Raw genomic sequence first — 25351 nt, forward strand, 5'->3', positions numbered from 1 at the left:
AAATGAACGCTCAAGCCTTGGCCAACGCGAGCGGGACAACCGGCTTGCGTGAAAGCTGCCCCTCGACGTATTGCGCCAGCTTGCCCGCATACCAGTTGGTGAAGTTGGTCAGCATGAACTCCGAAGGCGCATAAGGCCCCGGCGCATACGCCTTCGAATTCACGCCGCGCTGATTGTGCGCGACCAGCGTGGCGTCCTGCTCGTTCGTCGCGCGCCATACTTCCGTGAGCGTATCCACGTCGTAATCGACGCCTTCGACCGCATCTTCGTGCACGAGCCAGGTCGTCTTGAGCGCCGTCTTCGTAGCCGATAAGGGCAGCACGCGGAAATGGATGATATGGTCCGAGAGAAAGTGATTCCAGTTGTTCGGAACCCGAAACATCCGCACCGAACCGAGGTCGGGCTCGGTCAGATCGCCCATCAGCTTATTGCATGCCGGGCGGCCGTCGGCGGTAAACGACACGGCGCCACGATGGAACGGCAAGCGGATGCAGCGGAACTCCGTGCCGCCGTCCGCGGGCAAATGCGGCAAAGCGAGACTATCCCAGAGCGCCGTTTTCTCCTGCATCAAAATCTGGAAATCGCGGTTCGCGCGCGGGTCGTCGGGCAGCGCGAATTCAATCAGCGTGGCCAGCAGTTCCGGGTGGCTCCCGATGCAGTGATAGCACTCCCGATTATTTTCGATCACGAGCTTCCAGTTCGCATCCTCGACGATCGTCATGGAAAATGCGACCTTGGTGCGGTCCGGCCGGTGCGGCGCGATGTAAGGCGTGACCGCCGCCTTGAAGCGCGAAATATCGGGCGGCGTGTCGGCGATACAGATGTAGACCATCCCGCAGATCACCTCGACATGAACCGGACGCAAGCCATGCGCGGCACGGTCGAAGCCGGCGGGCATCTGGCGCGCGCTACGCAGGCTGCCGTCGAGGTCGTAGACCCATTGATGGTACGGGCAAACCAGCCGCTTCGCGTGCCCCGCCGGTTCGGTGCACAGCAGCGAGCCGCGATGGCGGCAGGTATTGAAGAACGCGCCCACGTCCCCGTGCTTCCCGCGCAGCACGACAACCGACGTTTCGCCTATATCGAGCGTGACATAGTCGCCCTCGCGCGGAATTTCGGCCACGCTGCACGCGAACAACCACTCGTTCGAGAAAACCGCGTCGATGTCGAGTTGGTGCATCGCGGGGTCGGCATAGAAGTCGCCGGCGAGGCTATAGCCTTCGCGCCGCGCGCCGAGCAGCGAACGAACATGGGAAAAATCGATCACGTCAAACACTCCTTTTCACTCGAATTGCGCGCATCCCTCGTTGTGACGGCAACGCGCCCGTTCACCTCGGCGGCATTGGGCGCTGCCCCCGCCGCGCCGCCGAACCCGGCCTGCGCAAACGTTTCGGCGAGAAACTCCACGCATGCTTTCACTTTCGCCGACTGCGCGAGCCGCTCCGGAAACACGGCCCACACGTTTGCGGGTTGCACGACGCCGGGCAGCACGCGCTGAAGCCGCCCTTCGTCGAGCAGCGGCTGCACGTCCCAGATCGAACGCAGTACGATGCCGCGCCCGGCCAGCGCCCATTGCACCGCGGCCTCGCCGTGATTCGTCGAAAGCGGGCCCGTCACCTTCACGGCCGTCGTCTTGCCGTCCTCGTCGAGCCGCCAGACGCCGTAAGGGTGATCGCGCTCCTTGATCGCCAGGCAGGCATGCGACTCCAGTTCGGCGATGGTCTGCGGCGAGCCGTGCCGCGCGAGATACGAGGGCGCCGCGCACAGCACCCGATAATTCATCGCGAGCCGCTTCGTGATGAGATGACCCGCGATTTCGTCGCCGATGCGCACGTCGAGATCGAAGCCCTCGCCCGCCACGTCGATTACGCGGTCGAACAAATGGAGCTGCACATTCAACTGCGGGCACCGGTCCGACAAGGCCGCCAGCGCGGGCGCGACGAACTTGCGGCCAAAGCCGAAGCTGCTCGACACGCGCAACGTGCCGCGCACAATGCGCCGCGTGCTGGAAACGTCCTCGACAAGGTGGTCCACGTCGTCGAGGATTTTCTCGGCCCACGAAAAGACGCGCTCGCCTGCGGCGGTGATCGCCACGCGGCGCGTCGAGCGGTGCAGCAAGCGCGTGCCGAGGTTCGCCTCGAGTATTCCCACGCGCTTGCTCACGTACGCCGCCGAGGCGCCAAGCGCTTCGGCGGCGGCGCTGAATCCCGACTTGCGCGCGACCATGCAGAACACCCGCAGGTCGTCGAGTTCGGGGGTGGCAGGGAATTTCATCAGAACGAGTGGCGAATGCCGATACGCACGTCGGCCTGCGTGGTCGTGGAAGACGGCGTGAAGCTGTAGCCGATCACCGCGTCCACGCCTTCGGACGCCCTCAGCCAGTCGCCCGAGATGTACACGTCCGTGCGTTTCGAAAGCAGGTAATGCGCACCCGCGGACAACTGATGCCAGTGGTGGCCATCGAAGTGCGTGTACTGGTAGCCGCCCACAAGACTGGCCGCGGGCGTGATCTGCCAGTTCGCGCCGCCCTCGGCAACCAGCATGTGCTCGCTCTGCCCAAGCGCCTTGATCTGCGTATACGTGAAGGCGCCCATCAGCGTGACCTTGTCGATCGCATAGCTCGCGCCCACGCCGAAGGCGCCCTGCTTGTCCACGGGGAAAGGCGTATCGGCATACAGCGAGGTGACGGCGCCCGTAGCCGGATCGACGCTCACGGTCGGCCTGCCGAAGAACGTGCGCACGCCAATCATGTTGTACGGGTCGAACGCATAGATGCCCGAGGGGTTGTTCAACTGCGTATACGCCGTGCCCATGGCGAACGCGCCGTGCTGATACTGCGCGCCCACGCTCCATGCGCTGCCCGTGTGAAAGTCGCCGGGCGTATTGCTGAACGAATACATGCCGCCAAACTGGAAGCCGCCATACGTGTTCGACATGAACTTCACGGCGTTCGGCAGATGGTCGCCGTTCATGCGGTCGAAGTCGCCCTGGTTGATGGCGTAGCCGCTCGCCCACGCCGAGACGTTGTACAGATAGACAAACTCCTTCGTCATGTCGATCTGGTTGCCGAAAGTGAGCGTGCCCCAGTCGTTTTGCAGACCTACGTAAGCCTGGCGGCCGAACAGCGAGCCGCCGTTGGCGATCTGCCCGTTGCCCAGATGAAAACCGCTCTCCAGCCTGAAGACGGCCTTCGCGCCGCCGCCCAGGTCTTCGGTGCCCATGAGGCCCCAGCGGTTCGCATAGGAAATGCCGTCGTCGAACTTCACCTGATGCGCGCCGCCGGCGTTGCTCACGTAAGTGACGCCCGCGTCGAGCACGCCGTAGAACGTGACGCTGCTCTGCGCATGCGCCGCCAGCGGGAGTGCGGCAAGTGTGAGCACAGCCGCATGCATCGCGGCGAGCCGCGCTTTATTCATCGATTTCATGTCGTGGTCGTTGTTGCGGCGGGATCAGTTCAGGCCACGGTCGGCTTCGCGCACGAGCTGGCGTTCTTTTTCGATGTCGAGCGAGCGGCAGGCCCACAGATAAACCAGCGCGGCAACGGGCAGGCCCACGAGCATCGCGATGTCGGTGCCGCCCAGCGCGCGAGCGACCGGCCCCGTGTAAAGCTCCGTCTTGAAGAACGGAATCATCGCGACGAAGCCCACCGCGTAGGCGGTCAGGCCGCGCCAGTTCCAGCGCCCGTAAATGCCGCGCGGGTTGAAGATCTCGCGCACCGAGTAATGCGAGTGACGCACGATGAAGAAGTCGACGAGATTGATCGCGGTCCACGGCGTGAACAGATAGCCGAGAATGCCGAGGAAGTCCCCGAACTTGCCCATGAAGTTGTCCGACGCGGCAAACGCGAGCGATGTCGCCACGACCGCCACCACGACGAGGCTCACCACGCGCTTGGTCGCGTTCGACCTGAGCGGCTTGAACGAGTCGGTGATGCTGAGCAGCGTGAGCGAAGCGCCGTAGAAGTTCAAACCGGTAATGGCGAGCAGCCCCAGCAGCGAAAGCAGCAGCGTGACCGCGCCGAAGCCGGGGAAGATCATGTCGCCCGCGCGCTGGACCGCATCCGAAATCTCGATCTGCGAGTTGAGCGCCGCCGCCGCGGTGCCCACCAGCATCATCCAGACGCCGCCGATGAGCGCGCCGAGGAAGGTCCACCAGAAGGTGGCGCGCACGCCCGTTTTTGGCGGCAAATATCGTGAGTAATCCGAAACGTAGATCGACCACGAAAGCTGGTAGGCCGCCGCCGAGAAGAGCTGCACGAGGAACGGCGTGGTCTTGAAGCCCGCAAGGCTCAACTGGCCCGCGGGAAACTGCACCTTCACGCACATGCCGACGCTGAAGATCGTGAGCGCGGCGAGCAGCGCGAGCGCGAGCCAGCGCTGCGCCTTGTGGATCAGGTCATAGCCGAACACCGCGAGCGCGACCGAGATCACCGTGAAGACGATATAGCTCAGATGCGGCTCGGTGCCGAGCAGATGATGCGCGGTCTGCCCCGCCATGAGCTGGTTGAACGAGTTGTAGCCGATATAGGTGACGAGCGCGACCACCCACACGAGCAACGCCCCCATGTAGCCGAACTGCGGACGCGACTGGATCATCTGCGGCAGCCCGAGTTGCGGCCCCTGGCTCGAATGGAACGCCATGAAGAAGGTGCCGAGCACGTTGCCGAGCACGATGGCGATCGCGCTCCACAGCAGGTTGCCGCCCATGCTGATGCCGATTGCGCCGGCCGCGACGGTCGCGAGATTGGCGTCGCCCGTGAACCATACGGGCCACAGGTGCCAGGCCTTGCCCTTGCGTTCGGCGAGCGGCACGTAGTCGATCGAGCGTGATTCGATCCGCGATCTGGCGCGCGAGGGCTCGTTGGCCAGCGCGTCCGCAATTGCCTCTTGGGACATGTCTCCTCCAGTTGTGGGGTGGGTCGCGCGGTCCCGCACGACGCGGCTCCGCTTGCCACGCCGTTTCCGATACCAGAGGTTCCAGTTCCCGGACACGACGCTGTTATCCCGCTGTTAACTCAAAACTGTCAGTTAACAATAGTACGTACCCTGGAGAGTTTCGTCTCACTATCGGATCCTCCTATTGACGCCCGCACAGAAATCGACTTGCCTTGTCGTCCGTCAAGCCCCATCGCTTTCTTGTACAAGGAATACGGGTTTCGCGTCAAAAACGACTTGCCTTCATCCGCTTGGGTCGAGGGATAACCCTGATCCACCTTCCGCCCGTTTTCTCTTATATTTCCGTCAACCAATAGTTTTGTTGTAACTGTCAGTTAATCAACTCCAGTACGGCGGACCCCATGACCTATCTCCCGATCGAATTCCACAAGCAACCCGAACTCCCGAAGCTGCCGGCCGACTTCTGCGCCAACCCCGACCTCGCCTGGACCATTCCGGCGAGCTACTACACGTCCGAAGCGGTTTACAAGGCTGAAGAAAAGAGGATCTTCGAGAACACGTGGATCTGCGTCGCGCATCGCAGCGAGCTGGCCGAAGCGAACGCTTACGTCACGCGCGAAGTGGTGGGCGAGAGCATTCTGCTCGTACGCGGCAAGGACAAGGTGCTGCGCGCGTTCTACAACGTCTGCCCGCACCGCGGCCATCAACTGCTCGAAGGCAGCGGCAAGGCGAAGAACGTCATCACCTGCCCTTACCACGCCTGGGCGTTCAAGCTCGACGGCGCCCTCGCGCACGCCAACAACTGCGATCACGTGGAATCGTTCGACAAGGACAATTCGACGCTCGTGCCGGTGCGCGTGGAGGAGTACGCAGGGTTCGTGTTCATCAACCTGAACCCGGACGCGCAAGACGTGGAAGCCCAGTTGCCCGGCCTCGAAGCCAGCCTGCGCAAGGCGTGCCCCGTCATCGACGACCTCAAGCTCGCCGCGCGCTTCGTGACCGAGACGCCCGCCAACTGGAAGTCGATCGTCGATAACTACCTGGAGTGCTACCACTGCGGCCCGGCTCACCCCGGCTTCTCGGACTCCGTGAAGATCGACCAGTACACGCACACGCTGAGCGGCAACTGGACGGTGCAGTTCGGTCACGCGCAGTCGTCGGAGCGCTCGTTCAAGCTCGATCCGTCCGTGAAGGATCCGAGCTTCAGCGGCTACTGGGCGTGGCCGTGCACGATGTTCAACGTGCCGCCGGGCAGCGACTTCATGACGGTCATCTACGAATTCCCGATGAGCGCCGAAGTCACGCTCCAGCACTACGACATCTATTTCCTGAACGACGAGCCGACCGAAGAGCAGCAAAAGCTGATCGAGTGGTATCGCACGGTGTTCCGTCCGGAAGACCTTCGCCTCGTGGAGAGCGTGCAGAAGGGCCTGAAGTCGCGCGGCTATCGCGGCCAGGGCCGCATCATGGTCGACAAGGCGCGCAGCGGCGTGAGCGAGCACGGCATCGCGCACTTCCACAACCTGCTTGCGCAGCACTACCAGGACTAAGAGGCTCGCATGACTTCCCTCCAGCATCCCGGCCTGCTGCGTGAGCAGGCCTATATCGACGGCCAGTGGCGCGGCGCCGACGACGGCGCGACGCTCGACGTCCTCAATCCCTCCACGGGCGAGCGCATCGCGAGCGCGCCGAACATGGGCGCGAGCGAAGCGCGCGCGGCCATCGAGGCCGCGCACCGCGCGTTTCCCGCCTGGCGCGCCACTACCGCGAAGGAGCGCGCGCGCCTGCTGCGCAACTGGTTCGAACTCGTCATGGCGAACCAGGAGGCGCTTGCCGAAATCATGACGCGGGAACAAGGCAAGCCGCTCGCGGAAGCGCGCGGCGAGATTGCCTACGCGGCTTCGTTCATCGAATGGTTCGGCGAGCAGGCCAAGCGCATCGACGGCGACGTGATCCCGAGCCCGAACCCGGATCAGCGCCTCGTCGTGACGAAGGAGCCGGTGGGCGTGTGCGCCGCCATCACGCCGTGGAATTTCCCGGCCGCGATGATCACCCGCAAGGCCGCGCCCGCGCTCGCCGCCGGCTGCACCATCGTCATCAAGCCCGCCAACGAAACGCCGCTCTCCGCGTTCGCGCTCGCGGCACTCGCCGAAGCTGCCGGCATTCCCGCCGGCGTGATCAATATCGTGACGGGCAACTCGCGCGAGATCGGCCTCGAGATGACGGCGAGCCCGCTCGTCAAGAAGCTCACGTTTACGGGCTCGACCGGAGTGGGCCGCCTCCTGATGCGCCAGTGCTCGGATACCGTCAAGAAGGTGTCGCTGGAACTGGGCGGCAACGCGCCGTTCATCGTGTTCGACGACGCGGACCTCGACGCCGCGATCGAAGGCGCCCTGCTCTCGAAATACCGCAACGCGGGGCAGACCTGCGTGTGCGCGAACCGCTTCTATGTGCACGACACGGTCTACGACGAGTTCTGCCGGCGCTTCGCGGCACGCGTGGCCGCCTTCAAGGTCGGCGACGGTTTCGCCGAGGGCGTCAACGTGGGCCCGCTCATCACCGAAGCGGCGCGCGACAAGGTGGACGGCCTCGTACGCGACGCCGTGGCGCAAGGCGCGCGCGTGATCACGGGCGGCGCGCCGCACGAACGCGGCGGCAACTTCTACGCGCCCACCGTGCTCGCCGACGCGAAGCCCGGCATGGCCGTGCTCTCCGAAGAAATCTTCGGGCCGGTCGCGCCCATCGTGCGCTTCACGAGCGACGCCGAAGTCGTGCAGCTCGCGAACGATTCGATCTACGGGCTCGCCGCGTACTTCTACAGCCGCGACATCGGCCGCATCTGGCGTGTGGCCGAGCAACTGGAATACGGCATCGTCGGCATCAACACGGGCCTGATCTCCAACGAGGTCGCGCCGTTCGGCGGCGTCAAGCAGTCGGGCGTGGGCCGCGAAGGCTCGAAGTACGGCATCGAGGACTATCTGTCGATCAAGTATCTCTGCATGGCCGGGTTGAACGGTCAAAGCGCTCGCTAACCCGCGCGCTGCGCTACGGGCGGATGCGGGCCACGCCGCACCCGCTCTTTTTCCGGATTCAGAAGTCAAGGAAGTCAACATGAACGCCCGCGAATCGATCACTGTCGACGTCGTCGCCGTCGAGCCACTCACTCCGCTCATCAAGCGCTTCACGCTCGCGCTGCCCGACGGCGCGCCGCTGCCCGCCTTCAGCGGGGGCGCCCACGTGCTCGTCTCGATGCAGGACGGCGAGCGGTGGCACCACAACGCCTATTCGCTCCTCAGCTCGCCGCACGACACGCGCCAATACCAGATCGCCGTGCGCCGCGAAGAGGCCTCGCGCGGCGGCTCCGCGTTCATGCACAACCAGGTCGCGGTGGGCACGCGGCTCGCCATCGGCTCGCCCGCCAACCTGTTCGAACTGGCGGCGAATGCGCAGCGCCACGTGTTCATTGCGGGCGGCATCGGCATCACGCCGTTCCTCGCGCAACTGGCCGAGCATCGCCCGGAAGATCTCGCGCTCGAACTGCACTACGCGTACCGCAGCCCCGAACACGGCGCTTTCGTGGACGAACTGAAGGCCGGTCCGCACTCGGCCAACGTGCATTGCTATATCGACAGCGAAGGCCAGAAGCTCGATCTCTTCAAGCTCTTCCACGCGCTGCCGCGCGACGCGCATGTCTATGTGTGCGGTCCGCAAGGACTCAACGACGCGGTCTATGCCAACGCGGCGCTGCTCGGCTGGCCGAAGGCGCAACTGCACTCGGAGCAGTTCGCCGCCACGGAAACCAGCGGCAAGGCGTTTACCGTGGTGCTGGCCAGGTCAGGCATCGAACTCGAAGTTGGCGAGGACGAAACCATTCTCAAGGCCATCGAGCGCGCTGGTGTGACGGTGGAGTCGCTGTGCCGCGAGGGCGTGTGCGGCACCTGCGAGGTGCCCATTCTCGAAGGCGAAGCCGATCATCGTGACCAGTATCTGGACGACGATGAAAAGGCTGCGCAGAAAACCGTTCTGCTGTGTGTGTCGCGCGCGCGTACGGCGCGGCTTGTGATTGATCTTTAGGGGTGAGGTTTTGGGCGTTGTGCGGTTTGTGCCTTTTCTTGTTTTCGCGGTGGTCTGCTAGCGTTGCCCCTGTGCGGGGCGGCACCTACTTTCTTTGCGGCGGCAAAGAAAGTAGGCAAAGAAAGCCGCTCAAACCGCCAGCGCCCGCCACCGTTCACCTCGCGCCACCCCGGCCAGTGGCTCCGGAGCGTCTGCCACCTCGCACCATTCCGGTTAGTGACTAAGGGCTCATCCGTTTCCGCTGCTCGCTACGCGCGCAGCGGTCGGGTCTGCGTGGGAAACCGAGCTTCTGCCAGGACATTCGGTTTTGGGTTATGCCCTTCGGGGCGCGTAGCGTCGCCGGAAGAATGAGCGCCTTGTCACTCCGATAGTGGGCGAGTGGTGACAGACGCTCCGGAGCCACTGGCTGTAACGGTGCGAGGTGAACGGTGGCGGGCGCTGGCGGTTTGAGCGGCTTTCTTTGCCTACTTTCTTTGCCGCCGCAAAGAAAGTAGGTGCCGCCCCGCACAGGGGCAACGCTGGCATACCACCGCGAAAACAAGAAAACACCCAAACCGCACAACGCGCCGGAGGGCCCTCCCAAAACGCCCCCCACCCCAATCCGCTAAACTATCAAAAGATACGCGCCCGCACGAGTCGTGCCGATCGCGCGATTCGTCATAAAGGGAAATGGATGTCCGAGGATACGTTCGCGTTCCGTCTGAGAGTGCTGCTGGAGCATAAAAAGCTGAGTTTGCAGCAAGTGGCCGACGCCGTCGGCATTTCCCGCACCGCCGTCCACAAGTGGACGCGCGGCGGCGAGATCGACTATTCGAACCTGCGCCGCCTCGCGGCGTTCATCGACGTGAACTGGGTCTGGCTGCGCTATGGCGACGAAGCCGTGAAAGACCTGGGCATCGCGGGCAACACCGAGCTGCCCATGACCGACCTGCGCCGCCGTCACACCGCCGAGATCGTGTCGAACGAGGCGCGCATGAAACAGGCCCAGGAATTGTCGGGCATCGTCACGTGGGAATGGAACCTCGTGACCGACGAGCTGATCTATTCGAGCAATTGCGCGCAAGTCTATGGCCGCGAGATCCACAGCAACGAGGAGTTCTGGGAGATCCTTCATCCCGAGGACTCGATCTGGCTGAACGACGAAGCGATGAAAGAACTCATCGCGAGCACGGCGCCGCGCGTGTGGGACTTTCGCATCATCCTGCCCGACGGACGCACCCGCTGGATCGAATCGCGCGTTGCCACGCTGCTCGACGACGCGGGACGACCGTTGCGCGTGGTCGGCACGACAATCGACATCAGCGCGCGCAAGGAAGCGGAGTCCGCCACGCAACGGCGCCTGCAATTGCTCAATGACGCCGCGCGCATTACCGGCTTCGGTGCGTGGCGCTGGCTGCGCGCACAAGACGAACTGGTCGTGTCGGACGAGTGGTGCCGCCTTTTCGGCGTCGATCCCGGGCAAGCGCCGCGCCACTACGTCGAGCTTTCGCAGCATATTCATCCGGACGACCGCGCCGCGCGCGAAGCGGCCGTCAAGGAAGCGTTCGCGCATCGCACGGACTATCGCGTGCTCTATCGCGCCACGCTGCCCGACGATACGTGGCGTCTCGTGGTGGAGCAAGGCTATGCGCGCGTGGCGCCGCATGGCGAGGACGTGTGGCTCACGGCGCTGTGCCGCGCGGCGCAGCCCGCCGATATGGCGGCGGGCGCGGCCGTGGGTGCCGGTACGCAACCGGCCGTCGAAGAAGGCGCGGGAGCCGCGCCACAGTGAGGCGTCCCACTGGACGCCCTGCCCGTTAAAGCACGGCGGCGACCGCCTTGCCCACCTCGGTCGTGTTCGCCGTGCCGCCCATGTCGGGCGTGCGCGGACCTTCCACCAGCACTTTCTCGATGGCCTGCATGATCGCGTCGTGCGCGGCCTTGTATTGCGCGTCGCCGTTGCCGAGGAAGTCGAGCATCATCGCGCCCGACCAGATCATCGCGATGGGATTGGCGATCTGCTTGCCGAAAATGTCCGGCGCGGAGCCGTGCACCGGCTCGAACAGCGACGGAAACTTGCGCTCCGGGTTCAGGTTCGCCGAAGCCGCCAGACCGATCGTGCCCGTGCATGCCGGGCCGAGATCCGAAAGAATGTCGCCGAAAAGGTTCGACGCCACGACCACATCGAAGCGATCGGGCTGCAGCACGAAACGCGCGCACAGAATATCGATGTGCTGCTTGTCCCACTTCACGTCGGGATACGCCTCGCCCATCGCGGCCACGCGCTCGTCCCAGTACGGCATGCTGATCGAAATGCCGTTGGACTTCGTGGCCGCCGTGAGTTTCCTGCGGCCGCGCTGATTCGCGAGTTCGAACGCGTACTTGAGAATGCGGTCCACGCCGTGGCGCGTGAACACCGACTCCTGGAGCACGAATTCGCGCTCCGTGCCTTCGAACATCTTGCCGCCCACCGAGCTGTACTCGCCCTCGGTGTTCTCGCGCACCACGAGAAAGTCGATGTCGCCCGGCTTGCGGTTGGCGAGCGGACACGGCACGCCCGGCAAGAGACGCACCGGGCGCAGGTTCACGTACTGGTCGAATTCGCGGCGGAACTTCAGGAGCGAACCCCACAGCGAAATATGATCGGGCACCTTGTCGGGCCAGCCGACCGCACCGAAATAGATCGCGTCGAAGCCCTTGAGCGTGGCGAACCAGTCGTCGGGCATCATCTTGCCGTGCTGCAGGTAGTAGTCGCAGCTTGCCCAGTCGAAATGCGTGAATTCGATGTTCAAGCCGAACTGCCTGGCGGCGGCTTCCACCACGCGCACGCCCTCGGGCATCACTTCCTGGCCAATGCCGTCGCCGGCGATGGCGGCGATCCTGAATGTCTTGCTCATGTCGCGTTCTCCGTTGCGCAGCGCGCCTGAACTGGCGCGCTCGATGGATGCAAGCATGCCTCAAAGCGCGCCAGAAATTTAGCCTTTCAGCGTTGAGACATTGAACACGAGACGTGAATAATCGTTTTATGGCGGAAGGCAGCCAGAGTCGAACTGACCCGGGAGCGGCTGACGCCCCCAACCGGGTTTGAAGCCCGGCCGTACCACCGGATACGAATGCCTTCCCTCGTCAACCGTAAGTTCAAACACAACGTCAAACATAATCGCACCAGACATCGATGCGTCTACAACCATTCGCGCATCCGGCTATCGTGCCGTAGCCGATGCGTATTACGCTGAAAACGAGTATATCCAACGCGATCGAAGTACTCCAGAATCTGGATCGCCCTTTTACGGCCCAATGCCGTGGCGTCGCGAAACGCCGCGGCGTTAACGGCGCCGCCGTGTTCCGCAGCGATCTGCGCAACGGCGCGAGCGAGCGTTTGCATCACGTCGCGGTCGTAAAAGAGATCGCGCACGACCTGGTACACCATGCCAAGGCGCGCGAGCTTGCGCAGCAACGCACGCACCGTTTCTTCGGGCTGCCGCGTTTCGCGTGCGAGATCGCGCACCCACGGCGGATCGAAGCGCCCCAGCGCCAACAGCGGCATGAGGCGCGCCGCGAGCGCTTCGTCGTCGGCGTCCAGCGTCACCGCGTGCGAAGGCAAATGCAGCCACGGGCCGCTGCGCGCCACGCGTCCCTCGCGCTCCAGCGCTTCGATGGCCGCGCGCCACACCGCATCGCTCACGAGCGGCGCGGCCATGCGCCGCAATCGCGCCGCGTCCGGCCCCTGCTCGTCGGGCGAACGCGCATGAAATTCGGCGAGCGCCTCGACAATGCGCTCGCCGAGCTTGGTCCAATGCGCATGCGCGATCACCGCGCCTTCGTCGTCGCGCCCTTGCGGTGCGATGGAAATCGCGTCGGCGGGCAACGCGAGCGCGGCATCGTCGTAACCGGTCAACTGCACCAAGGTCGCGCGCGCGATGCCGCGCGGCGCTTCTTCGATCAGCGGCGCGAGGTTCGCTTCGTCGAGCCACGTGCGCAACGCGTCGAGCCACGCATGCCGCTCCGCCGTCCTGCGCCGCCGCGGCGGTCCGAACGGATCGAGCACGCGGCCGCCGCCTACGGTGCGGTTCGCCTGCGCGTTGCGTACGATGAAGCGGTCGCCGGGCAACGCGTGCAACGGCGTGTCGAACACGAGCTGCACGCGAGCGGCCCCGCCGGGCGCGAGCGTTTCGCCTTCGAGCAGCGCGACGTTCGCCATGCGATGCGTCGTGCCGAGGTGCACGTGAAGCGGCGACCAGTGCTGCAACGTAATGCCCGCATCGCCGAGCCATTGCAGTTCGACGTCCAGACGCACGGCCGGTTCGGCCAGCCGCGCATCGACGATCCAGTCGCCGCGCGCAATCTGCTCCTTGTCGATGCCCGCGAGATTGAGCGCGCAACGCTGTCCCGCATGTCCCGCGTCGCCGGCCTGCACCGCGCGATTCTGCGCATGCAGGCCGCGCACGCGCACCGGCACGCCGCCGGGCGCGAGCACGAGCGCGTCGCCGGCCTGTACGCGCCCGGCGAAGACGGTGCCCGTGACCACCGTTCCCTGGCCCGTCAGCGTAAATACGCGATCCACCGCGAGGCGAAAAAGTCCGTCGTCGCGCCGCGCCCGCCAGGCCATCGCGCGCTCGCGCAGCGAGGCTTCGAGGCGCGCCACGCCTTCGTCATGCGGCTGCGTTGCGTTCGTTTCGAAGATCGGTGCGTCCGCAAACATCGTGGCCGCGAGCCACGCGGAAATTTCGGCGCGCACGGCGTCGAGCCGCGCCGGATCGACGCGATCGCATTTGGTCAGCACAATGGCGCCTTGCGGCACGCCCAGCAGTTGCACAATCGCGAGATGCTCGCGCGTTTGCGGCATGACGCCGTCATCGGCGGCTATGACGAGCAAGGCGAAGTCGATGCCGCACGCGCCCGCGGCCATCGTATGCACGAGCTTTTCGTGGCCGGGCACGTCGATGAAGCCCAGCACGTCGCCGTTGGCAAGCGGCAGGTAGGCATAACCCAGTTCGATCGAAATGCCGCGCGCCTTTTCTTCTTTCAGGCGGTCGGTGTCCACGCCGGTCAATGCGCGAACCAGCGTGGTCTTGCCGTGGTCGATGTGCCCCGCCGTGCCGACGATCACAAGCGCAACTCCGCAAGTTGCGCGGCAAACGCCGCTTCGTCCGCCGGTTCGAGGCAGCGCAGGTCCAGACGCAAGGCGTCGTCGGCAATGCGGCCGATTACGGCCCGGGGCAGTTCGCGCAAGGCGCGCTCGAGCTTGAGCAGCGCGCGACCGCTACCGCCCCTGCCCGCATGGCGCACGACAAGCCCGCTGCTCGGCAGCACGTCCACGGGCAACGCGCCGCTGCCGATCTGGCTGAACATCGGCTCGACGCTCGCGGCATAGGCATCGCCCACCGCGCGCTGCAACGCGGGCAGCGCGCGCTGCGCCGCCTCCTGCATTTGCGCGGCGGGGCGTGTGAGGAGGCGCAGCGTCGTCAGCCGCTCCTGCAGGAATTCGGGCGCCTGATAAAGCCGCAGCACCGGTTCGAGCGCGGCGAGCGTGAGCTTGCCTACCCGCAACGCGCGCTTGAGCGGGTGCTTCTTGATCTTCGCGATCAGTTCCTTGCGCCCGACGATCAGTCCCGCCTGCGGGCCGCCGAGCAGTTTGTCGCCGCTGAAGGTCACGAGGTCCGCGCCGGCTTCCACGGTCGCGCGCACCGTGGGCTCGGCGGGCAGGCCCCACTGCGCGAGATCGACCAGCGTGCCGCTGCCCAGATCGACCGCTATCGGCAGGCCGCGCTGACGCGCCAGCGGCGCGAGTTCGTCGAGTTCGACGCTCTTCGTAAAGCCGCTGATCGCATAGTTGCTGCAATGCACCTTCATCAGCAGCGCGGTGCGGGCATTGATCGCCGCTTCGTAGTCCTTGAGATGCGTCCGGTTCGTCGTGCCGATCTCCCGCAGGCGCGCACCCGCGCGGCTCATGATATCGGGAATGCGAAACGCCCCGCCAATCTCGACCAGTTCGCCGCGCGAAACGACGACCTCCTTGCGATTGGCGAGCGCGCTCAACAGCAGCAGCACCGCCGCCGCGTTGTTGTTGACGACGGTCGCCGCCTCGGCGCCCGTGAGTTCGCAGATCAGCGAGCCGATCAGATCGTCGCGGTCGCCGCGTTTGCCGCTCGCGAGATCGAATTCGAGGTTCGCGGGTTGCGTGAGCGCCTGCACCACGGCCTTTACGGCCTCGTCGGGCAGCAGCGCGCGGCCCAGATTCGTGTGCAGCACGGTGCCCGTGAGATTGAAAACGGGACGCAGGCGGCTTTGCGCGCGTTCCGTCAACCGTTGCGCGGCGGCGGCAATCACGCGCTCCAGCGAAAATAATTCGGTTTCCTTATCGTCTTGCGTCAATACGCCAGCGCGCGCGTCGCGACGCCAGGCGTCCTGCGTGGCGCGTATCGCGTCGAGCACCTGGGTGCGCCCGTACTGCGCGATCAGGGGTTGCGCTTGCTCCGAGGCAATCACGCGCTCGACCGCCGGCATGGTGGCGAGCAGCGCGTTGAGCGTGTGCGCGTCGTGTTCCGCTGCCTGTCCCACGGCTTCACTCATGGCGTGCGCGGCTCCTTACTGGTCGCCGGGCACTTCGGGCCACAGCAGCGGATTCGGGCTCGCGCGGCGATAACCCGCATCGCTCATCAGCAAGTCGAGCGTGAGGCTGGCGAGGTCGTCGGCGAGCGGCTCGAAGTCGAGATCCTTCTCCTGATAGCCGATCTTGCGATACGTATGGCATTCGTCGCACGATTCGGCCTTGAGCGCAGCGTTGCCGCCTTCGATGCCGTGATACGCAATGCCCTTGGTCGAATCGCAATTCGTGCACTTCACGCGCACCACATGCGTCTCGGTCCCGCACAGGCTGCATTGCGCAAACCGATAACCCTGATACGCCCCGCCAATGCGCACGATGCTGGCGACGGGCGGCGAGCCGCACACGGGGCACACGCCCGGCGCGTCGACATAAGGAATGTCGCGCACGTCGATGCGGCTGGCAAGGTCCGTCCACACCACCTGCAGCGCGGCCATGATGAACGGCGCCGTGGCGGGTGCGACTTCGCTGTAGCGCTGCGCGAGAACCGCGTCGGCCTGGGCGTCGAGTTGCGCTTCGTTCATGGCGCGCAGCGCGTCGAGCACGGTCGCGAGCGCAGGCGCGACGGCGCCCGCCGCTTCGACACGATCGACCAGCCGATACAGCACCGCGCGCCATTGCGGATCGCGCTCGCCCGAAAGCGCCGGCAATATCGGCATCGAATGATGCTGAGCGTTCGCAATGGCTTCGCGCGAAGGCATGAACGCGCTGCATTGTTCGAGCGCCGCCTGCTGCGCATCGACGAGCGCCGCCATCAACCGCACGTAGCCGCCAATCGGATTGTGGTCCGCGAGATGCCGCAGGCGCACGGCGCGCGTACTGAAAAAGGCAAAGCGCTCGGGCAGGCGAATGCGCGGAATGGCAGAAGGATCGAGCGATTCGATTTGCTGCGGGTCGAGAATGCGTTGCGTCACGACGAGTCTGCTCCAGAACGGCTTCACAAAGAAAAAACCGCCGTGCCCTTCCGGGCGCCGGCGGTTTGCCGCTCGCGCCGCCGCCACTGCCTTTGCCGAACGGCGTGGCGAGGCGGCGCGCAGCCTGTGCGTTACTTGATGCTCTCGCGGAACCAGCGCGGATGATGCTTGCGCGCCCAGCCCCAGGTGACGTAACCGCGCGTCATCGCGCCAATCGACCCCTTCACCCACAGCGCCGCATAAATATGGACGATGATGCCGCATATCAGCACGAACGCCGCGACCGAATGCACGAGCGAAGAGAGCCGGATAATCCCGATCGGAAAATACATCGAGAAATATCGCCGCCAGATCACGATGCCGCTCAAGAGCAACAGCACGAGGCAAACCACCATCACAAAGAATAACAGCTTCTGGCCCGCATTGTAGCGGCCGATCTCGGGCAGGCGGTCTTCGCGATTGTTGAGCACGTCGTCCATCTGTTTCATCCACTGGATGTCGGCTTTGTCGAGATAGTTGTGATGCCAGAAGCGCAACGCAAGAATCAGGAACGACACGAACATCACGACGCCGATAAACGGATGCAAGATGCGCGTCCACTGCCCGCCGCCCAGCACCGCATAGAGCCACGACATGGCCGGATGAAACATCGCGAGGCCCGAGAGCGCGAGCAGGATGAAGGTGATTGCCGTGATCCAGTGATTGCTGCGCTCATTGCGCGTGTAGCGCAGGATCAGACGCGGTTCATGGTCTTTCATCGTAGCGCTCCTCGGGTGGTTCGCCGCGCATGCGCCGCGCCTCGTCGCGCGCGGCGATTTCGTCTTCTTCCGTGACTTCGTTCGGGCCCACCCGCGTGTAATGGAAGAAACCCGCCAGCGCGGTGAGCGCCATGACGCCGAGCGCGATCGGCTTGGCGGCGCCCTTCCAGAGCCGCACCATCGGGCTGATGCGCGGGCGCTCGGGCAGCCCGTGATAGAGCGAGGGCTGATCGGCGTGATGCAGCACGTACATGACGTGCGTGCCGCTCACGCCCGGTGGATCGTAAAGACCCGCGTTCTGGAAGCCGCGCTCCTTGAGGTCCACGATGCGCTCGGCCGCGTGCTGCTTCATGTCCTCCTTGGTGCCGAACACGATCGCGCCGGTTGGGCAGGTCTTCACGCACGCGGGTTCCTGTCCCACCGCCACGCGGTCCGAACAGAGCGTGCATTTGTACACGCGGTGGTCCTTCTGCGAGAGGCGCGGAATATCGAACGGGCAACCCGTGATGCAAAAGCCGCAGCCGATGCATTTTTCCTCGTGAAAGTCCACGATGCCGTTCGTATATTGAACGATCGCGCCCGGCGCGGGACACGCTTTCAGGCAGCCCGGGTCCTCGCAATGCATGCAGCCGTCCTTGCGGATCAGCCATTCGAGGTTGCCGTCCGGGTTCTCCCATTCCGAGAACCGCATGACGGTCCACGAGTGCTCGGTGAGATCGTGCGGATTGTCGTACACGCCCGTATTGACGCCCACTTCGTCGCGCAGATCGTTCCACTCCATGCATGCCGTTTGACACGCCTTGCAGCCGATGCACTTGGTCACGTCGATGAGCTTCGCGACCTGGCCCGTGACCGGTTCGCGCACGCCGGGCGGCGGCGTGGTGGTGGCCGAAAGGCGCTTGATGTCCAGCGATTGAAATGCCATGGTTCGCGCCCCCTATGCCTTTTCGACCTTCACGAGGAACGACTTGAACTCGGGCGTCTGCGAATTGCCGTCGCCGACTGCCGGCGTGAGCGTATTCGTCAGATAGCCCGGTCTCGTGAGCCCCTTGAAGCCCCAGTGCAGCGGCACGCCGACGGTATGCACCGTCTTGCCTTCGATGGTGAGCGGCTTGATGCGCTTGGTGACCACCGCCACGGCAATCAGGTAGCCGCGATTGCTCGACACCTTCACGCGGTCGCCCGCCACCACGCCCACCTCCTTCGCGAGCGCCTCGCCGATCTCGACGAACTGCTGCGGCTGGATGATCGCGTTCAGCCGCGCGTGTTTCGTCCAGAAGTGGAAGTGCTCGGTGAGCCGGTACGTGGTCGCCGCGTGCGGGAACTGCTGCGCGGTCCCGAACATCTTGCGGTCGTCGGGGAACACGCGCGCCGCCGGATTGTTCGTCGCGACCGGATTGTTCGGATGAAACGGGTTATAGCCGAGCGGAGTCTCGAACGGTTCGTAGTGCTCCGGAAACGGACCTTCGTTCATGCCGTCGCGAGCGAAGAAGCGCGCCACGCCCTCGGGGTTCATGATGAACGGCCCCATGCCCTGGTCGGGCGCTTCGTCGACCTTGTAGTCGGGAATGTCCGCGCCCGTCCACGCGCTGCCGTTCCAGCCGATGAGCTTGCGAGTGGGATCAAAAGGCTTGCCCGCCGTGTCGCACGAGGCGCGGTTGTATAGCACGCGCCGGTTCACCGGCCAGGCCCAGGCCCAGTTCAGCGTCTGGCCGATGCCGGTCGGGTCCGAGTTGTCGCGCCGGCCCATCTGGTTGCCTGCCTGCGTCCACGCGCCGCAGAAAATCCAGCAGCCGCTCGCGGTCGTGCCGTCGTCCTTCAACTGCGCGAAGCCCGAAAGCTGCTCGCCCTTCTTCGCGACCACCTTGGTGGCGTCTTTCGGATCGGTTTGATCCGCGAGAGCCCGGCCGTTGTATTCCTTCGCCAGTTCTTCCGGCGTCGGGCTCGCGGGATTCGAATACGGCCAGTCGAGCTTGACGATCGGATCGGGCAGCTTGCCGCCGTCCTTCTGATACGCCGCGCGCACGCGCAGAAACAGTCCCGACATGATCTCGAGATCGCTCTTCGCTTCGCCAGGCGGCTCCGCGCCCTGCCAGTGCCACTGCAGCACGCGGCTCGAACTCACGAGCGAGCCGTTTTCTTCGGCGAAGCACGTGGTGGGCAAGCGGAACACTTCGGTCTGGATCGACGTCGGATCGACGTCGTTGTAGTCGCCGTATTTCTTCCAGAACTCCGAAGTTTCGACCGCAAGCGGGTCCATGATCACGAGCCACTTGAGCTTGCTGAGCGCCGAGACCGTCTTGGCCTTGTTCGGCGAGGACGCAAGAACGTTGAAGCCCTGGCAGATATAACCGTTGATCTTGCCCTGGTTCATCAGCTCGATGGTCTGCAACAGGTCGTACGGCTTGTCGAGCTTGGGCAGCCAGTCGTAGCCCCAGTTGTTGTCCTTCGTGGCCGCGTCGCCCCACCACGCCTTCATGAAACTCACGAAGAACGCGCCGTAGTTTTTCCAGTAGCTCAATTGATTGGCCCGCAGGGGCTGCTGCGCGCGCTTCTTGATGTAGTCGTCGTAGTTCTGCTCGCTCTCGACCGGCAGCGTCATGTAGCCCGGGAGCAGATTCGACATGAGCCCGAGGTCGGTGAGGCCCTGGATATTCGAGTGGCCGCGCAGCGCGTTCATGCCGCCGCCCGCGATGCCGATGTTGCCGAGCAGCAGTTGCACCATCGCGCCGGTGCGGATCATCTGCGAGCCGATCGAGTGATGGGTCCAGCCGAGCGCGTACAGGATCGTGCCCGCGCGGCCCGGCTCGGCCGTGCTCGCGAGCATTTCGCACACCTTGAGAAATTTATCCTTCGGCGTGCCGCACACCTTTTCGACCATCTCGGGCGTGTAGCGCGAGTAATGCTGCTTGAGCAACTGGTACACGCAGCGCGGATTCTGCAGCGTGTCGTCGGTCTTCACGAAGCCGTCGTCGCCAAGCTCGTAGTTCCACGACGACTTGTCCGGGTACGAATGTTTCTGCGGATCGTAGCCCGAAAAAATGCCGTCGTTGAACGCAAAGTCTTCGCGCACGATGAACGAGAAGTCCGTGTAGTTTTTCACGTACTCGTGCTGGATCTTGTCGTTGGTGAGCAAATAGTTGATCACCGCGCCAAGGAAGGCGATGTCCGTGCCCGTGCGGATCGGCGCGTAGAAGTCCGCGACCGATGCCGTGCGCGTGAAGCGCGGGTCCACCACGATGAGCCGCGCCTTGCGGTGCGCCTTCGCCTCCGTGACCCACTTGAAGCCGCACGGGTGCGCCTCGGCCGCATTGCCGCCCATCACCAGAATTACATCCGCGTTGCGAATGTCGACCCAATGGTTCGTCATCGCACCACGGCCAAACGTCGGGGCAAGACCTGCCACCGTCGGGCCGTGTCAGACACGCGCCTGGTTGTCGAATGCGAGCAGGCCCATGCTGCGGGCCACTTTGTGCGTGAGATAGCCGACTTCGTTGCTGCCCGCCGAAGCGGCCAGCATGCCCGTGGTCAGCCAGCGGTTCACGGTCTTGCCGTCGGCGGTTTTCTCGACGAAGTTCGCGTCGCGATCTTCCTTGAGCAGCTTCGCCACGCGGTCGAGCGCCTCGTCCCACGAGATGCGCTTCCATTCGTTCGTTCCGGCCGCGCGATACTCGGGGTACTTGAGGCGGCTTTCGCTATGAATGAAATCGATCAGGCTCGCGCCCTTCGGGCACAGCGTGCCGCGATTGACGGGGTGATCGGGATCGCCCTCGATATGGATGATGCTCGTGGTCGCGTTCTTCGCGCCATCGCCGAGACCGTACATGAGGATCCCGCATCCGACCGAGCAGTACGGACAGGTGTTGCGGGTTTCAGTGGTGCGCGCCAGTTTGTATTGTCGGACTTCGGCAAGCGCGTTGTCGGGCGCGAAACCCATCAACGCGAGGCTGGAACCCGCCAGCGACGTTGCCGTGACCTTGAGGAACTGACGCCGGGACATCTGCAGCATGATGAGTCCTCGGCTTGGTTGTGGGTATTTTCAGTATAAGACGTTTTGGGAGACGGATCGCGCCAGATGTTCACGAGCTTTGTGCGCGCGCAGCGCGGGGCCGGCCGGGAACCAGGCTTGCTAATATTGAATGGCGAATGAGCCACTCGCGAACCACTGCAGAACCATTACGGGGCGCTCCATCATGTCAACGCTTTCCACTGAACGACTGCAGTCCGCCGCACGCAAGGAAGCGTCGTGGGTCGTGGGCGCGCTGCGTCAGTTCATCGCCAACCGCTGCCCGTCGCTCGCGGCGAGCATCGCGTTCTACTCGGCGTTTTCGCTCGCGCCCACGCTCGTCATGGTGATTGCCGTGGCGGGCTGGTTTTTCGGCGCCGACGCCGCCCGCGGCGAACTCTTCCATCAGGTCCACAGCGTTCTCGGCGACGACGCGGCCGCGGGCATCACCACGATCGTGCAAAACGCGCACCGGGCGGGCGGCAAGGGCGGCATCGCGGCGATCATCTCGCTGACCCTGCTCGTGATCGGCGCTTCGGCGACCTTCTCCTCGCTCAATTCCGCGCTGAACATCGTCTGGCCGCCGGAGGGGCAGCAACCGTCCAGCGTGATGGCGCTCGTGCGCGTGCGCCTCATTTCGTTCAGCCTCGTGCTGGGCGTCGCGTTCCTGCTGATCGTCTCGCTCGTGCTCGATACGGCCATCACCTTCGTCGGCCAGTGGCTTTGGGGCAACTCTCCTTATGTGATCATCGGTAATCTGATGCAGCTTGCCGTGGGCCTTGTGGTGCTGGCCGTCGCGTTCGGCGCCCTGCTGCGCTTCCTGCCTGACGCCAACGTGCGCTGGCGTGACGCGATGGTTGGCGGCATCGTCGCGGCCGTGCTTTTTTCGGCGGGCAAGAAGCTGTTCGCGCTCTATCTCGCCCACGCGGGCATGGCAACGGCCTTCGGCGCCGCGGGCTCGCTCGCCGTGCTGCTCATGTGGCTCTATTTTTCGGCGGCGGTGCTGTTGCTCGGCGCGGAATTCTCGGCGGCGCGCGGACGCATGCACGACCCGCGCGGCGCGTGGGGTTTCCTCGAGGAAACCCCGCCGGGCAGCCGCGCCAAGCTCGCGTCCGTCCTCGCCGCCTCCACCATCGTCGGGCGCAACGATACGCCGCGTGCCGACCACCCTTCTGCCGCGCCGGCGCCGTCGGCCGTGCCGATCGGAAACGGCAGCGCCGCCGCCACGGCCATGCCTGCGGCGCTCGCTGCGGCCGTTGCGGCGGACAAATCGACACTATCGGAAACGCCGCTCGGTGCGGTGGGACGCGCAAGCGCCCACGGCGGCGCGTTCGGGAGGCTGACATCGGGGCTGCAAATCCGCCGTTCGGTCGTGCGCATGGAGGACAGCGCCACCTACGCCGCCGCGCTCACGCTCGTCCAGGCGGGCCGCACGGTGGCCGCCGCCGACCGCTACGTCAAACGTCATCCGTGGAGTTCGGTGCTGTTCGTCGCGAGCGCGGCGCTAGCCATGACGGCCGCCGGGAGGCGTCGTCACTCTCATGGTTCGAGCGAGATCGGGGCCGCTACCAAAGGCCGCAGTAAGGTTAAAAAATAATGGTTGTTTACGGAACTTTTATCAAAAACAACAATAATGCCCGGTCAACAATCCAATATTTCTAAAATCGACATAATCGACGCAGGCCCCGTGTGACAAGGGATCCTGGGCGGTGTCAGGTTTTTGCGACAAACTTTATTTTTTCAGTTCAGGTCGCCTGACCTGCTGCGTTATTCTCCATCGCGCAACAACTACACAATTTCTGCGTGGAGAAAACAGAATGAAACGAGTCGCTCTCTCGACCCTCTCGCTGGCCCTCTTGGCCGCAGCCGGCACCGCGCACGCTCAAAGCAGCGTGACCCTCTATGGTGTGATCGACGAATCGATCCAGTGGGCGCACAACACGATGGACGCCAACGGCGCGAACAAGAACCTCGTCGGTCTCGCTGGCGGCAACCTGTCGGGCAACCGCTGGGGCCTGAAGGGCACGGAAGATCTGGGCGGCGGTCTGAAGGCAATTTTCCAATTGGAAAACGGCTTTGACATCAACACCGGCAAGCTCGGTCAGGGCGGCCTGATGTTCGGCCGTCAGGCATTCGTCGGCCTGACGCACGACCAGTTCGGTACGGTCACGCTCGGCCGCCAGTACGACCCGCTGGTCGACATGATTCAGCCGCTGACGGGCGACAACTACTTCGGCAGCACGTTCGCAACGCCGGGCGACGTCGACAACAACGACAACAGCTCGCGCACGAACAACGGCATCAAGTACGTCTCGCCGAACCTGCAAGGCTTCCAGTTCGAAGGCATGTACGCACTGGGCGGCGTGGCTGGCGCGACCGGTTCGGGTCAAAGCTGGGGCGCGGCTGCTACGTACGGCGTCGGCTCGTTCAACATCGCCGCTGGTTACTTCCGCATGGACAACGCTGCGTCGCTGGCCGCTCGTACGGCTTCGGACGGCACGGTGGGCTGGGCTTCGGGCGCAACCTCGGGCGCCATGTTCGACAGCCAGATCAACTCGGCTTACGCTTCGGCCAAGTCGGTCGGCACCGCTGCGGTCGCTGCGCAGTACGTCGCCGGCCCGTTCACGTTCGGCGCACGTTACAGCAACGTTCAAGTCCGTCCTGACGGCTACTCGACGTTCGATTCGACCCAGCGTTACAACGTCGCTGCCGGCTTCCTCGGCTACCAGTTGAACCCGGCCCTGCTGCTCGGCCTCGGCTACACCTGGACGCACGGTGCCGGCGACTCGTCGAACACGTACAACCAGGTTTCGATCGGCGCGGACTACAACCTGTCGAAGCGCACGGACCTGTACGGCGTCGCCGCATGGCAGCACGCCAACGGCCAGCAACCGGGCGAGCCGGCAGGCACGGCAGCCGGCGCATCGATCGGCTCGTACGGCTTCAACTCGGCTTCCAGCTCGCAGACCCTGGTCAGCCTGGGCATCCGCCACAAGTTCTAAGCCACGCTTTGTTCCGGGCTTCGGCCCGGCGCCGGAACTGGCTGACGAGCCTTTCCGCACAGCGAGCGAGACCACGCAGCTAAAAACCACACGCTGCACAAACCAGCCACGGGCGCAAGCCCTGGCTGGTTTTTTTATGCCCGCGCGGTTTTAGAAGCAATCCTCCAAGGCACGCGGTTCGCGTCAGGCGCCCGCGCCAAAACAGCCTCAGCGCACCTTCGCCAGCGCGGCTACGGCGTGCCACACGAACGCATCGGCCAGCGCCGTGGGCGCGCGCTGCGTGCCGCGCACGACATGGAGCCCGCTCGACAGCGCGGGCGTGAACCGCTTCACGCTCACCCGCGCGCTCGCGTGCTGCGCCGTGAGCGCGTCGACGAGCGCGATGCCCATTCCCGCTTCCACCATCGCCACGACGGATTGCGCGAGCGCCGCTTCGACGCCAGGCTCGCGCACCACGCCGCACTCGGCAAAAAGACGGTCGATGCCAAGGCGCGCCTCGCTCGCCGCGGCAAACGAAATGAAGCGTTCGCCCGCGCAATCCTGCGCATGAATCACGCGCTTGCGCGCGAGCCGGTGCCCACGCGGCACGATGCAGCGCAGCGGCCATTCGCCCAGATATTCGAGACGCGCGCCAGGATGCGCGACCGCTTGCGCGACGAACCCGAGATCGTAGCGCTGCGCCGCGACGCGCCCGGCTATTTCGGCGGCCTCGCCCGTCAGCAGTTCGAGATCGACGCCTTCATGCTCGCTCGCGAACGCGGCGGCCACGCGCGGCAGGAAGTCGGCGCAAAGATCGGCCGAAGCGGCGACGCGAACAACGCCGCGACGTTGCGCGCGAATCTGCGCGGCGGCCTGGGCCACGCGCTCGAAGCCGAAGAACGCGCGCTCGACTTCGTCTTGTAGCGCGTGCGCCTCGGCGGTGGGTAGCAAACGTCTCTGGCGGCGCTCGAAAAGCGCGAACCCGACCTTCGCTTCGAAGTCGGCGAGCAGACGGCTCACCGCGGGCTGCGATATGCCCAGCGCCTGCGCCGCGCGCGTGACGGTGCGCCACTGCATCAACGCGCGAAACGCTTCCACCTGGCGCAAACTGAGATCGGCTGCTTGCATAGTGCCTTG

At 64.7% G+C, this 25351-nt stretch carries 18 protein-coding genes and 1 tRNA gene; 6 read left to right on the forward strand and 13 right to left on the reverse strand.

Translation table 11 applies throughout. From position 1 onward, the window contains the following. Window positions 1–10 precede the first annotated feature (10 nt). From U5768_RS15800 to U5768_RS15815, 4 genes are read right to left on the reverse strand one after another with little or no spacing between them, the layout of a single operon-like run. Window positions 11–1267, reverse strand: a complete 1257-nt coding sequence (locus tag U5768_RS15800; protein WP_322031344.1) for an aromatic ring-hydroxylating dioxygenase subunit alpha — start codon at window positions 1265–1267, stop codon at window positions 11–13. Beyond that, the gene (locus U5768_RS15805) at window positions 1264–2274 is read right to left on the reverse strand and encodes a LysR substrate-binding domain-containing protein (RefSeq protein ID WP_322031345.1); all 1011 of its coding nucleotides are present in this window, start codon (window positions 2272–2274) and stop codon (window positions 1264–1266) included. The genes U5768_RS15800 and U5768_RS15805 overlap by 4 nt, the downstream gene beginning before the upstream one ends. Continuing rightward, a complete protein-coding gene (locus U5768_RS15810) occupies window positions 2274–3416 on the reverse strand; it encodes a porin (RefSeq protein ID WP_415913918.1) in 1143 nt (380 codons plus the stop codon). Before U5768_RS15810 ends, U5768_RS15805 begins: the two co-directional genes overlap by 1 nt. A gap of 33 nt (window positions 3417–3449) precedes the next feature. Further along, window positions 3450–4895: a cytosine permease gene (locus U5768_RS15815; RefSeq protein ID WP_322031347.1), complete on the reverse strand. Its 1446-nt coding sequence runs from the start codon at window positions 4893–4895 to the stop codon at window positions 3450–3452. A gap of 401 nt (window positions 4896–5296) precedes the next feature. Between U5768_RS15815 and U5768_RS15820 the strand changes: the two genes are divergently transcribed. The 4 genes from U5768_RS15820 to U5768_RS15835 all read left to right on the forward strand — a co-directional run bounded on the left by U5768_RS15820 (window position 5297) and on the right by U5768_RS15835 (window position 10740). After that, a complete protein-coding gene (locus U5768_RS15820; RefSeq protein ID WP_322031348.1) occupies window positions 5297–6445 on the forward strand; it encodes a ring-hydroxylating oxygenase subunit alpha in 1149 nt (382 codons plus the stop codon). A 9-nt stretch (window positions 6446–6454) separates the two neighbouring features. Beyond that, window positions 6455–7927, forward strand: a complete 1473-nt coding sequence (locus tag U5768_RS15825; RefSeq protein ID WP_322031349.1) for an NAD-dependent succinate-semialdehyde dehydrogenase — start codon at window positions 6455–6457, stop codon at window positions 7925–7927. A gap of 79 nt (window positions 7928–8006) precedes the next feature. Next, the gene (locus tag U5768_RS15830; RefSeq protein ID WP_322031350.1) at window positions 8007–8969 is read left to right on the forward strand and encodes a PDR/VanB family oxidoreductase; all 963 of its coding nucleotides are present in this window, start codon (window positions 8007–8009) and stop codon (window positions 8967–8969) included. A 673-nt stretch (window positions 8970–9642) separates the two neighbouring features. Beyond that, window positions 9643–10740, forward strand: coding sequence for a PAS domain-containing protein (locus U5768_RS15835; protein WP_322031351.1), 1098 nt, complete (start codon window positions 9643–9645; stop codon window positions 10738–10740). 25 nt (window positions 10741–10765) lie between these two features. On the opposite strand, the gene U5768_RS15840 is transcribed toward U5768_RS15835, so the two are convergent. From U5768_RS15840 to fdnG, 8 genes are all read right to left on the reverse strand, one after another. Then, window positions 10766–11845: a tartrate dehydrogenase gene (locus U5768_RS15840; RefSeq protein WP_322031352.1), complete on the reverse strand. Its 1080-nt coding sequence runs from the start codon at window positions 11843–11845 to the stop codon at window positions 10766–10768. A gap of 129 nt (window positions 11846–11974) precedes the next feature. Continuing rightward, window positions 11975–12070, reverse strand: a tRNA-Sec gene (locus U5768_RS15845). A gap of 59 nt (window positions 12071–12129) precedes the next feature. Then, on the reverse strand, window positions 12130–14058 hold the full coding sequence (selB, locus tag U5768_RS15850) for a selenocysteine-specific translation elongation factor (protein WP_322031353.1): 1929 nt from the start codon (window positions 14056–14058) through the stop codon (window positions 12130–12132). Beyond that, window positions 14055–15521 carry an L-seryl-tRNA(Sec) selenium transferase gene (selA, locus tag U5768_RS15855; RefSeq protein WP_322031354.1) on the reverse strand — a complete coding sequence of 489 codons (1467 nt, stop codon included), beginning with the start codon at window positions 15519–15521 and terminating at the stop codon, window positions 14055–14057. Before selA ends, selB begins: the two co-directional genes overlap by 4 nt. Before the next feature lie 15 nt (window positions 15522–15536). Beyond that, window positions 15537–16469 carry a formate dehydrogenase accessory protein FdhE gene (fdhE, locus tag U5768_RS15860; RefSeq protein WP_322031355.1) on the reverse strand — a complete coding sequence of 311 codons (933 nt, stop codon included), beginning with the start codon at window positions 16467–16469 and terminating at the stop codon, window positions 15537–15539. Between the two features lie 131 nt (window positions 16470–16600). Next, a complete protein-coding gene (locus U5768_RS15865) occupies window positions 16601–17227 on the reverse strand; it encodes a formate dehydrogenase subunit gamma (RefSeq protein ID WP_322031356.1) in 627 nt (208 codons plus the stop codon). Continuing rightward, the gene (gene fdxH / locus U5768_RS15870) at window positions 17214–18152 is read right to left on the reverse strand and encodes a formate dehydrogenase subunit beta (protein ID WP_322031357.1); all 939 of its coding nucleotides are present in this window, start codon (window positions 18150–18152) and stop codon (window positions 17214–17216) included. The genes U5768_RS15865 and fdxH overlap by 14 nt, the downstream gene beginning before the upstream one ends. Before the next feature lie 12 nt (window positions 18153–18164). Next, window positions 18165–21236 (reverse strand): formate dehydrogenase-N subunit alpha, encoded by a 3072-nt coding sequence (fdnG, locus tag U5768_RS15875; RefSeq protein ID WP_322031358.1) that lies wholly within the window; start codon window positions 21234–21236, stop codon window positions 18165–18167. A 184-nt stretch (window positions 21237–21420) separates the two neighbouring features. Between fdnG and U5768_RS15880 the strand changes: the two genes are divergently transcribed. Both U5768_RS15880 and U5768_RS15885 read left to right on the forward strand, forming a co-directional pair. Further along, window positions 21421–22830: a YihY/virulence factor BrkB family protein gene (locus U5768_RS15880; protein WP_322031359.1), complete on the forward strand. Its 1410-nt coding sequence runs from the start codon at window positions 21421–21423 to the stop codon at window positions 22828–22830. Window positions 22831–23050: 220 nt separating this feature from the next. After that, window positions 23051–24235, forward strand: a complete 1185-nt coding sequence (locus U5768_RS15885; RefSeq protein WP_322031360.1) for a porin — start codon at window positions 23051–23053, stop codon at window positions 24233–24235. 207 nt (window positions 24236–24442) lie between these two features. Here U5768_RS15885 and U5768_RS15890 read toward each other — a convergent pair whose 3' ends face one another. Continuing rightward, complete coding sequence (locus U5768_RS15890) at window positions 24443–25342, reverse strand: LysR substrate-binding domain-containing protein (protein WP_322031361.1); 900 nt, start codon at window positions 25340–25342, stop codon at window positions 24443–24445. Between the last annotated feature and the right edge of the window lie 9 nt (window positions 25343–25351).

The sequence above is a fragment of the Paraburkholderia sp. J76 genome, from assembly GCF_905220295.1.
Lineage (GTDB): Bacteria > Pseudomonadota > Gammaproteobacteria > Burkholderiales > Burkholderiaceae > Paraburkholderia.

Excerpts from the sequence above, each read along its gene's own strand:
- U5768_RS15880 (WP_322031359.1), top strand. The coding sequence starts at position 21,421 with ATGTCAACGCTTTCCACTGAACGACTGCAGTCCGCCGCACGCAAGGAA.
- U5768_RS15830 (WP_322031350.1), top strand. The coding sequence starts at position 8,007 with ATGAACGCCCGCGAATCGATCACTGTCGACGTCGTCGCCGTCGAGCCA.
- U5768_RS15835 (WP_322031351.1), top strand. The coding sequence starts at position 9,643 with ATGTCCGAGGATACGTTCGCGTTCCGTCTGAGAGTGCTGCTGGAGCAT.
- U5768_RS15815 (WP_322031347.1), bottom strand. The coding sequence starts at position 4,895 with ATGTCCCAAGAGGCAATTGCGGACGCGCTGGCCAACGAGCCCTCGCGC.
- U5768_RS15885 (WP_322031360.1), top strand. The coding sequence starts at position 23,051 with ATGAAACGAGTCGCTCTCTCGACCCTCTCGCTGGCCCTCTTGGCCGCA.
- U5768_RS15810 (WP_415913918.1), bottom strand. The coding sequence starts at position 3,416 with ATGAATAAAGCGCGGCTCGCCGCGATGCATGCGGCTGTGCTCACACTT.
- U5768_RS15890 (WP_322031361.1), bottom strand. The coding sequence starts at position 25,342 with ATGCAAGCAGCCGATCTCAGTTTGCGCCAGGTGGAAGCGTTTCGCGCG.
- U5768_RS15825 (WP_322031349.1), top strand. The coding sequence starts at position 6,455 with ATGACTTCCCTCCAGCATCCCGGCCTGCTGCGTGAGCAGGCCTATATC.
- fdxH (WP_322031357.1), bottom strand. The coding sequence starts at position 18,152 with ATGGCATTTCAATCGCTGGACATCAAGCGCCTTTCGGCCACCACCACG.
- U5768_RS15820 (WP_322031348.1), top strand. The coding sequence starts at position 5,297 with ATGACCTATCTCCCGATCGAATTCCACAAGCAACCCGAACTCCCGAAG.
- U5768_RS15840 (WP_322031352.1), bottom strand. The coding sequence starts at position 11,845 with ATGAGCAAGACATTCAGGATCGCCGCCATCGCCGGCGACGGCATTGGC.
- U5768_RS15865 (WP_322031356.1), bottom strand. The coding sequence starts at position 17,227 with ATGAAAGACCATGAACCGCGTCTGATCCTGCGCTACACGCGCAATGAG.
- U5768_RS15805 (WP_322031345.1), bottom strand. The coding sequence starts at position 2,274 with ATGAAATTCCCTGCCACCCCCGAACTCGACGACCTGCGGGTGTTCTGC.
- selA (WP_322031354.1), bottom strand. The coding sequence starts at position 15,521 with ATGAGTGAAGCCGTGGGACAGGCAGCGGAACACGACGCGCACACGCTC.